The following is a 9990-nucleotide window of genomic DNA, read 5'->3' on the forward strand; positions in this document are numbered from 1 at the left end:
CGGTTACAAACCGCAATCAGTTTGATACATACCCAGCCACAACCTGCAGCAATTTGAATGCGGTGGCCGCGTCGTTCTCGACCACCGCAAAGAATTCCTCTTCCCCAATACGAAGACAGGTCAAATCGCTTTGGGCAATCATGCTCAGCGATCGGGGTTCTTTGCGGATCAAGCCCAATTCACCAACCAAGCGTCCGGGACCAACCGTCGCAATCAATCGGTCCGCCTGCCCCTCCGCAGGTAAGTATAGGCCCGCCTCACCTTCCAGGATCATATAGGCACCATCACTGGCCTCGTCGTCCTTCAGAAACACAACCTCGCCCACATCAGCTTGATACCAACGTGCACTAAAGGCCAACAGCCTCAGCTGACGGCGATTCAAGCCAGAAAACAGTTCAGTTTGCTCCAGTGCGCGCAGCTTGCGCGCCAGATCGGCGCTGGCGGCTCCATCTTCAACCACAGCATCCTCGACCTCATCAGTGACCAACCGGCCCTGACGCAACTCGTAGTAGACGTCAAAGACCTCGGGACTTTCGAAACTGTCGCTAAGATAGATCAGAGTGGTATCCGGCAGCAGGCGACGCAGGTTCTTGTGGACCGATATGCGGGTATCCAGATCATAGCTCGACATTGCTGAATCCAGGATTAGAATATCAGGCCGTTTGACGGTGGCACGCGAGAAGGCCAGTGGTTCAGCAAAGCTGGCAGCCAGCCCCTGCCCGCCGAGCGCAATCGGCAAATCAAAAATCAGTTCAACCACCAAATCACGGACACCCTGGTCTACCAACAGCTCTGCCACCAGTTTGCGCAGCTCATCACCTTTGGCCCCAGCAAGGTCAGAGATTTTGCCAAACAGAGCGTTTTCCATAACCGTCAGCCCAGGTGCGAACTGTTCAATGTTCAACGGTACAAACAGATCGCCCAATGTGGCCATCAGTCGGGTAGAATGACTTTGGCGGAACGTCAAAATGCGGCTCTGCATATCTTCGCTAAAGGCAGGCCCAATCTGTTCTGCTGAAATCCGGAACGGTACGATCAGCAATTGCGCCAGCTCTTTGTGGTCCAATACATCCGCTCCTTTGGAACGGGTTTTCTCAACAAGCGCCAAGGCGGCCTCGTAGGCAGATGGCTCTAGCCCCAATTTTCTGAATAGCGGATGGTCAGTACCGTCCAAGCCAAAAATCTGGCGCAGCATATCGACCACGTCCTGAGTCAATGCCACCAGATCTTCATCCAGGTTCAGCTCTTTGATCAGATCCAAAAAATCGGTCTGCTCAGCCAGAACCGTTTCGGTGATTGGCGCATGTGGCGTGGCATAAAGAAGGTTCTCTGCCACAGGCAGGGCCGGATTGTACTGATCAGGCTTCAATAAAAAGGTGTGTTGGAGAAGACCTGCATCGCGCACAGCCTGTTGCACCTGCGCGCGTACCTTTACCAATCTGCCGCTCAAAATCGGATGTGTTTTGGGATCGAAACGTTGCTCCATGCCACGCCTGAACAGGGCGGTCTCCGAACCGATACCTTCTACCAGTTTCAACCACCAATCGCGCAGCTCACCCTCGTTGGTGAATCCGGCCAAGGATGGATCCAGCCAAGGGGCATCATGCGGATCAGGGCTGTTGCCCGCTTTCTTTGCTTTTTCAAACTGTACAGCGTTACGCGCCTCGCCGCTGGGCCGGGGCCGCATTGGCATCATCACGTTGTCACCAAAAGAGCCCTGAAACAGCACTGGCCGCGAGGTCGCATGTCCAATACGCGCAGCAATAACCGCCTGATGAAGCTTGCTCAGATCATGACCCGCAACAGAGACCGTTCCAACCGAAGGCAACAGTTCCCGGGTCAACAGTTCTGCCATCGCACGACGGTCTTCTTCTGACGGCGCTGCGATACCCACCACTTTGCCAGCCGGCAGTCGGGCGCTGAGATCTTCGAGAACAAGATTGCCATCGGCATCACGTACGTTGACGCTGTCCAGAACGACATCGCCTTTGAGATGCACCAAATCGTCAGGCTCTCCCACCATCAGCGTCTCATCCACCATGCCTGCTGGGGCAAACCGCTCCATGATCACATCCCAACGCAGGCTCATGTCCTGGGTCTGATTGTAATAGGCCAGCAGCTCTTTCCATGGCGAAGCAAGATCTTTGTAAGCCGCCAGTGCCGCGACCAGCGCGCCCAGCGAAACCGAGCCTTGCAGCACCAGATAGCCGCCAATTGCGTAGAATAGAAATGGCGTTAATTGCGTGATGAAGTTGTTGAGGAACTTCATAAAGAATTTCTTCTGGTAGATCTCTAGGCGGATATCATACAGCCGCCCCAAACGCGCGGTGATCACCGCCATCCGGTAACGCCAGCCACCGTTGATCCGCAACGTGGACGCCCCGGCGGCGCTTTCACCGATTTCAGCGGCCAGTGCGCGCACCTGTTTTATACGTTTCTTGTTCAACAGGTTGATACGCCGCTGCAACATCGGGATCAGCCAGCCCTGCAACGGGATCAGCGCCACGGCGGCCAACCCGAACCAGACATTTTGCAAAAACAGGAACGACAAGATGGTGATCATCTGCCCGGCCTGCAGGACCGGTTGACTGATGGCATCCCCCATCAGCCCCCCCATCGGCTCACTTTCGGCAGTGATCATCGACACCAGCTCACCCTGGCTGACCCGTTCGAAGTAAGGTTGTGGAAACCGCAGAACCCGGGCAATCAACTGATAGCGAAACCGCCGCAGCATGCGCTCCGCCAGTACGCCCTTCATGGTGTTGATGCGCATTTTCATCAAACCATGTACCGTCACTGCCAATAGAAACCCGCCACAGAGCAACCAGAGATAACTCAGCTGATCAACCGGTCGTCCCAGCACGTCAATGATAGACGTCTGCGCACCAATGGCATCATTGATGATCCGCTTGGGAAGTTCGAGTGTCAGGAAGAGTAGTGGAAACAGCGTCGTGGTTACCAGCAGCAAAACCAACTGGTCACGTTTAGAGTATTTCCAGATGAAACGGAAAAGCGAGCGCTCGATGGGACGGCTCCGTTGTGGCTGAGAAAAAATGTTTCATTAATGCCTAGCGCGATTTTACCAGAACAGGCAATGGTTTTGAGCATTTCCCGTAGTTGAAATCCCGTTGCGGAACATATTTCAATGCCCGTTTGCCATTGCCAAAAAAATCCGTAAGCTTCTGAAACTTACATTGTTAAGGGAAACCGTCTCGTGCCGGAATATGTCGGATCTGTACTGCTGCTGCTGTGTCTGTTTCAGATCAAGCATATGTTTGCCGATTTCTACATGCAAACTCCCAAAATGCTGTCTGGCCGGGGTGAGTATATGCATATGGGGCGGGCCCAGCATGCAGCTGTGCATGCCCTTGGCTCAATTCTGGTATTGGTCTGGTTCGGCGCCCCCACCGCATTCATCATAATCCTCTGCGCCTTGGAATGGGTTGTCCATTTCAACATAGATTACTGCAAGGCCCGCTTCTCTGAGGTCAAGAAGCTGACCCCCACCATGGGTCTATTCTGGTGCGCTATGGGGACAGATCAAGCGCTGCATCATTTGACCTATCTGGCGATGGTCTGGGCCTGGGTTGAATACGTCGCGACCTAATACCTAAAGCTGCCCTCTTGGGGCTCTGCCCCAAACCCCGGGATATTTCTGGCTAGATGAAAGCGGATCCTGATCAAGGTGACACTGGTTTGTTGTGTTTGATAGTGCGCAGGACCAAATTGGTTTGGGCGCTGGCCACGGCAGGCAACTGAAACAGGAACTGCTCCAGAAATAGATTATAGGCCTCCAGGTCCGGAGCTAAAATTCGCAGGTGATAATCGGCCTGACCTGTTGTGGCATAACACTCTTGCACCAAGGCGCTGCCCTCAACGGCGCGGATGAATTCAACAAGCTTTTCCGGGTCGTGCCGGGTCAGGTGCACATGCACGATGGCCTGAAACCCCAGTCCCATCGCTGACGGGTTAACGATGGCCCCATAGCGTTCAATCACGCCGCCCGCCTCCAGCGCCCGCACCCGCCGCCACAGTGCCGAAGCCGACATTCCAACAGCTTCAGCCAGATCTGCATTCGACATACGGGCATCCTGTTGCAGAAGCGTCAGAATTCGCCGATCTCGGTCGTCGATATTCATGTATTGAAACCTCAATTCGAAACTTACCCAAATTTCGGTCAATCTACCCAAAATTTCAACATACGCCAGATAGATTGAAAACATTACCCACAAATACTGGTTTATCATTTCGGCAACACAACAGATCGCGCAAGGGATGTCCGCCATGACCCAGCTGACCCACAAATTTCTCCAATACCAACTGGATGACCGTTACGCCCATGAGACCGGCCGGGTTTTTTTAACCGGCACCCAAGCCCTGGCGCGGGTCATGCTGGATCAGGCACGGCGCGATAGAACAGCAGGGTTGGACACTGCTGGTTTTGTTTCGGGCTATCGCGGCTCACCACTTGGCGCTGTTGATTTGGAGTTCTGGCGGTCCAAGCAGCGGATGGAAGACAATCGCATCACGTTTATGCCCGCCGTAAACGAAGATCTGGGCGCCACGGCAGTGCTGGGAGCGCAGCAGGCGGTGCTAGACCCCGAGTGTGACGTCGAGGGTGTGTTCTCGATGTGGTATGGCAAAGGTCCGGGTGTTGACCGTTCAGGGGATGCGCTGAAGCACGGCAATGCCTATGGATCATCCTCCAAAGGTGGTGTTCTGGTGGTAGCAGGTGATGACCATGGTTGCGTCAGTTCTTCGATGCCGCACCAGTCCGACGTCGCCTTTATGTCCTGGTTCATGCCCGTGCTAAATCCTGCAACGGTCGACGAATTCCTCACCTATGGGGAATATGGCTTTGCCCTGTCGCGCTATTCCGGCACTTGGGTTGGGTTCAAGGCTGTGTCGGAAACCGTGGAAAGTGCCCGCTCGGTTGAGCTGGCGCCGGATCGAACTTTCACCCTACCTGAATTGCCCCCGTACCCCGGCGGGCTGCATGTGCGCCCAACCGACTTGCCCAGCCCTGAAATCGAAACCCGCATTCGTGCGAAACTAAAGGCAGTACGCGCCTTTGCAGAGGCCAATCCAATTGACCGTCGGATTTACGATCTGCCCAAGGCAAGTTTTGGGTTTGTCACCACCGGCAAGGGCCATTTGGACCTGATGGAAGCCTTGCGCTTGCTGGGTTTGGACGAAGAGACCTGCCGCCGCTTGGGTATCGACGTCTACAAAGTCGGCATGGTCTGGCCCCTGGCCCGCCCTGAAGCACTGCGCTTTGTAAACGGCAAACAGGAAGTACTGGTGGTCGAAGAAAAGCGCGGCATCATCGAGTCACAATTCAAAGAATATTTCTATGACTGGCCCGGTGACAAACCAGAAAAGATGACCGGAAAGTACGACAGTCAGGGTGAGCCTCTGATCCCCTGGACCGGTGAGCTGAGCCCCTTGATGCTGGTGCCAATTGTCGCCGCGCGTCTGGACCGGTTCTTCCCCGGTGAAAATCTGCCAGCCAGGGCGAAGGCACTGACCGAAACACCGCCCAATCTGCTGAATATTTCAGGTGCCAACCGGACGCCGTATTTCTGCTCTGGTTGCCCGCATAACAGTTCAACCAAACTGCCCGAAGGCAGCACCGCAAAATCTGGCATTGGCTGTCACGTGATGGCCAGCTGGATGGACCGCGACACTGCTGGCTATGCCCAAATGGGCGGCGAAGGCGTCACCTGGTCGGCTGCGTCGCTGTTCAACGGTGGCAAGCACGTATTTCAGAACCTTGGCGAAGGCACCTGGTACCATTCGGGATCGCTGGCGATCCGGCAGGCCGTCGCAGCAAATACCAACATCACCTATAAAATCCTCTATAACGATGCCGTAGCGATGACCGGCGGTCAGCCGGTGGATGGCCCGGTCAGTGTTTCGGGAATTGCGCAGACCTGCCGCGCCGAGGGGGTGGAACGCATCGCGCTGGTCTCCGATGACATCGGCAAGTTCTCGATCTCTGATTTTCCCGCAGGCACCACATTCCATGATCGAAGCACTTTAGATGCTGTACAACGGGAGCTGCGCGAGATCCCCGGTGTCACTGTGCTGATCTATGAACAGACCTGCGCCACTGAGAAGCGCCGCCGCCGTAAACGGGGTACAATGGACGACCCCAAGAAGTTCGCCATAATCAACGATCTGGTCTGCGAAGGCTGTGGCGATTGCTCTATTGAATCCAACTGCCTGAGCGTCGAACCTAAAGAGACGCCATTTGGTCGTAAGCGCAAGATCAACCTGTCCAGTTGTAACAAGGACTTTTCCTGCCTGAACGGGTTTTGTCCCAGCTTTGTCACCGTTGAAGGGGCCACCCGTCGAAAGAAACAGCCCGCTGATTTGGATGCCGCGCAGCTGGTTGCCGGCCTGCCCACTCCTGATCTTCCGGCGTTGACGAAACCGTTTGACCTGCTGGTCACAGGTGTTGGCGGCACCGGGGTCGTCACAGTTGGTGCCTTGATCACCATGGCTGCGCATCTGGAGGGCAAAGGCTCTAGCGTGCTGGACTTCACTGGTTTTGCGCAGAAATTTGGCACTGTTCTTAGCTATATCCGCCTGTCATCGACCCCCGAAGCGGTCAATCAAGTCCGCATCGACCAGGGCGCCGCAGACGCGGTGATCGGCTGCGATATCGTGGTGAGTTCCGCCCCAAAGGCCTCGATCCATTACAACGGCGACACGCGCATTGTGCTAAACCGGGCAGAAATGCCCACCGGTGACCTGGTACTTCGGCGCGATGCCGATTTGAAGACAGATATGCGCGAACAGGCCATTGCCTCGGTTGTCGGGACAAACAACCTGTCTGGGTTCAACGCCAACGAAGCTGCAGAAACCCTGTTGGGCGATGCGGTGCTGGCAAATGTGATGATGCTGGGCTTTGCCTGGCAACAAGGGTTGGTACCTGTCGGCGCGGGCGCACTGGACCAGGCCATTGTTCTGAACGGAGTGGCCATTGAGAAGAACCGTCTGGCCCTGGCGATCGGCCGCGCCATTGCTGTTGACCCAAAACTGGTGGCCGACCACTACGACGAAACGCCCGCACCCAAGGAAACACTGATCGACTTGATCCAGCGCCGCGCCACATTCCTGACCGGCTATCAGGATGTCGATTACGCCAAACGCTATTCCACCTCTCTGTCAAAATTTCGCAAGTCCCTGCCCGCAGCGGCTGCAGAAGAACTGGCACCATTGGCAGCAAAGTCCTTGTTCAAACTGATGGCGTACAAAGACGAATTTGAGGTGGCCCGACTACTGACCAGTCCAGACTTCAAGCATCAGATCGAAGGTGAGTTCGAAGGCGACTTCACCGTCAAATACCACCTAGCCCCACCGCTTCTAAGCCGTAAGGTAGATGGTCGCGGACGCCCGCTGAAGCGCGCATTTGGCGCCTGGCTGCGGCCTGTCATGTCGATACTGGCCAAAGGCAAACGTTTGCGCGGCAGCTCGCTCAATATCTTCGGCTATCACGCAGAGGCCAAGCTGCACCGGGAGTTGCTGACATGGTTCGAAGCCGCTCTGGATCAGGTTGCGCAAAACTATAGCGCAGGCACCCACAATCGCTGCCGGGATATTCTCGCAGCGCCAATGGAAATCCGCGGCTATGGTCCCGTTCGGCTAGAAGCTGCTAAATCGGTAAAAGCCGCCGCAGACAAGGAACTTGCATCTCTCAAGGGCTAGCTCCAACACCCATTCCACAGATATGGAGTGGGGCTCCCCCCCACTCGACCCAGCGTGTAGTGTCGTCAAGGATCCCAAAACTGTAGCGAATAGCTGGAAAATTCTTCCAACTCACCCGGTTCCGGCTCACACCCAGTGAACACCTTCAAATACTCAGAGGTCATCGCCAACCGGTAGCTGCCACTTTCGTTCAGCCCCGCCATGTCATACCCCAACTGCATGTAATACAACGCCTTGGCACGCGCCTGCGCCTCGACCTCAGGGAAGTCATAGCGTTGGAACATCTCAGTCAGGGCCTCCACCCGACGGGCGTCAGATCGATCCAGCAAGTTGCGCACAGGCCCAGAGCGGCGCGCCCAGTCCCGCACAGCAAAATCCAGTGATGTGTTAAACAAGTCAGGATTGGCAGTGCAACGCCAGACATTCAAAACAGCGGCAGTCACGGTCTTGGCCTCAGCCTTGGCCTGCCCCACCAGTCCAGCGGTATTGGTCTGTTCCCAACTCTTCAACAAGGCATCCAGCAAATCCTGTCGCGTTTTGAAGTACCAGTAGAACGACGACCGCGAGACCGCCATCCGTTCAGCCAAAGCCAACACTTTGACCCGCTCAACCCCATCCGAAATCAACACATCCATCGCCACATTCAACCAGTCATCGCGGGTGACTTTGATATTGCCCACAAGGGGTTCAGCTTCGGGGTCATCGCGGCGCAGAACTGGTTTCGGGGACATGGTCTACCTTTCGTATTGAGCAGCAAAAGCAATGAGCGAATGAACGTTAGACCTGCGCGCTTGGGCGAGATTTGATCCCTGCGTGCCAGGCTAACGTAGCAGTATTCCCTTCAGGAATACGCGTTTTGATCACACGGGCAAATTCGACAAACACAAAAGCGCTGATGTCTGCCAGAGTGAACTCCGCAGTAGCCAGATAGCGGCTTGTTTGTAGCCGCTGTTCCAGCAGGTCAAAGAACCTGGCAGTACGATCCAATCCGCGCGTCACCAGTTCTGGCACCTGCGCATAGTCCACCGGTCCGGGAATTGCACGATCTTCAAAAAATGGGTTGGAGTTCCGCAAAGCCTCGGCGATTGGCATACCACCTTGCTGTTCGGCAATCGCATTCCACATCAGCACCATCCCTTTTTCTTCAGCGGTGTCTCCCATCAAAGGCGGGTTAGGATGGGCCGCTTCCAGATAGGCGGCAATCCCAAGATTTTCGGTCAGCATGGTGCCATCATCGGTGATCAACACCGGCACAGTCGCGTTTGGGTTTATGGCTTTAAAAGCCGAACCCAGCTGCTCACCCTTGGCGATCGAAATGTCATGACTTTCGATCTCTAGCCCCTTTTCGGCGATGAACATCCGTGCCCGGCGCGGGTTGGGAGCTGTAGAACAGTCGTAAAAAATCATTACCAGCTTCCTTGCCGCACTTGGTTGGACACAGCCTAGGCGGCAACCCCACATCCTCGCAACCAGATATCGCGGTGACAGCGCACTGGCAGCGCAAGGTCACTTTACGGGATGTTTTCATCGACATGTCACCTTCTGCTGCAATCGCGATTACCGCTGGGCGTAACGTCCCCGGCAACAGGATCAGGGCCCCGTTGGACCGGGGCGCTAACGAGATGCATCTACGCACGGGGGATAAAATCCCCGGCCTAACCCGCTTGCGCGGTACCGCCGCTCGTAACCAGATTATGGAATTGAACGATCACTTATATAGAACAACCGCCAAGGATGCCTCCTTGGCGGACCACTTCACCTGTGCAAACAACAACGCAGGCGACCAATCAGCGACGATAGATAAAGCAGCGTTCTTCAACAGCACCTTCAGGCAGCGCAACCTCGGTCAGGGTATCGAAATACATCCGGTCAGATGAAACCATTAACCCACCCGGCGCCATCAGCGGTTCGATCAATGGCGAGACGAACCGGGCAAAGATATCGTTCTTTTGACGGTTATGCCCCCCCAGATCTGCGTGGACCAAACTGGCCACCGGACCAAAGCGCTCCAGTGACTGTGGCAGGGTTTCACGCACATCACCTAAAATGACCCTGTCTTCGGGCGGAGTGCTGTCAGGGTGAGAGGCCACCGCACGTTCAAAAACAAAGATGTCGCGATTTTCGACGTAACGGCGCATGTGGTGGTAGGTGCGGCCATTGCCCAACCCCAGCTCAAACACCGGACCCGACATTGCCGCCGTTTCAGAAATAGCAAAATCCAGACAGGCGCGTTGCGACACCATTCGGTCAATAAACAGATCAAGACGGGACGACATG

At 55.4% G+C, this 9990-nt stretch carries 7 protein-coding genes; 2 read left to right on the top strand and 5 right to left on the bottom strand.

The features are described from left to right. Positions 1-16: 16 nt before the first annotated feature. Positions 17-2974, bottom strand: a complete 2958-nt coding sequence (locus GO984_RS04040) for an ABC transporter transmembrane domain-containing protein (RefSeq protein WP_157021297.1) — start codon at positions 2972-2974, stop codon at positions 17-19. 240 nt (positions 2975-3214) lie between these two features. On the opposite strand from GO984_RS04040, the gene GO984_RS04045 reads away from it, so the two are divergent. Further along, the gene (locus GO984_RS04045) at positions 3215-3607 is read left to right on the top strand and encodes a DUF3307 domain-containing protein (protein ID WP_167740217.1); all 393 of its coding nucleotides are present in this window, start codon (positions 3215-3217) and stop codon (positions 3605-3607) included. Between the two features lie 73 nt (positions 3608-3680). Here GO984_RS04045 and GO984_RS04050 read toward each other — a convergent pair whose 3' ends face one another. Then, positions 3681-4139: an Lrp/AsnC family transcriptional regulator gene (locus GO984_RS04050; protein ID WP_157021298.1), complete on the bottom strand. Its 459-nt coding sequence runs from the start codon at positions 4137-4139 to the stop codon at positions 3681-3683. A gap of 145 nt (positions 4140-4284) precedes the next feature. Here GO984_RS04050 and GO984_RS04055 point away from each other — a divergent pair, with 145 nt between their 5' ends. Then, positions 4285-7713 carry an indolepyruvate ferredoxin oxidoreductase family protein gene (locus GO984_RS04055; protein ID WP_157021299.1) on the top strand — a complete coding sequence of 1143 codons (3429 nt, stop codon included), beginning with the start codon at positions 4285-4287 and terminating at the stop codon, positions 7711-7713. Between the two features lie 65 nt (positions 7714-7778). Here the strand turns inward: GO984_RS04055 and GO984_RS04060 are convergent, their stop codons facing one another. The 3 genes from GO984_RS04060 to GO984_RS04070 all read right to left on the bottom strand — a co-directional run bounded on the left by GO984_RS04060 (position 7779) and on the right by GO984_RS04070 (position 9989). Beyond that, positions 7779-8444 (bottom strand): TetR/AcrR family transcriptional regulator, encoded by a 666-nt coding sequence (locus GO984_RS04060; RefSeq protein WP_157021300.1) that lies wholly within the window; start codon positions 8442-8444, stop codon positions 7779-7781. A gap of 46 nt (positions 8445-8490) precedes the next feature. After that, a complete protein-coding gene (locus GO984_RS04065) occupies positions 8491-9120 on the bottom strand; it encodes a glutathione S-transferase family protein (RefSeq protein ID WP_157021301.1) in 630 nt (209 codons plus the stop codon). Positions 9121-9500: 380 nt separating this feature from the next. Continuing rightward, positions 9501-9989: a class I SAM-dependent methyltransferase gene (locus GO984_RS04070; RefSeq protein ID WP_157021302.1), complete on the bottom strand. Its 489-nt coding sequence runs from the start codon at positions 9987-9989 to the stop codon at positions 9501-9503. Between the last annotated feature and the right edge of the window lies 1 nt (position 9990).

The organism is Parasedimentitalea huanghaiensis (genome assembly GCF_009753675.1).
GTDB classification, from domain to species: Bacteria; Pseudomonadota; Alphaproteobacteria; order Rhodobacterales; family Rhodobacteraceae; genus Parasedimentitalea; species Parasedimentitalea huanghaiensis.

Bases quoted from the DNA above. Each gene is read 5' to 3' on its own strand.
- GO984_RS04055 (WP_157021299.1), top strand. From the start codon at position 4,285: ATGACCCAGCTGACCCACAAATTTCTCCAATACCAACTGGATGACCGT.
- GO984_RS04065 (WP_157021301.1), bottom strand. From the start codon at position 9,120: ATGATTTTTTACGACTGTTCTACAGCTCCCAACCCGCGCCGGGCACGG.
- GO984_RS04060 (WP_157021300.1), bottom strand. From the start codon at position 8,444: ATGTCCCCGAAACCAGTTCTGCGCCGCGATGACCCCGAAGCTGAACCC.
- GO984_RS04050 (WP_157021298.1), bottom strand. From the start codon at position 4,139: ATGAATATCGACGACCGAGATCGGCGAATTCTGACGCTTCTGCAACAG.
- GO984_RS04070 (WP_157021302.1), bottom strand. From the start codon at position 9,989: ATGTCGTCCCGTCTTGATCTGTTTATTGACCGAATGGTGTCGCAACGC.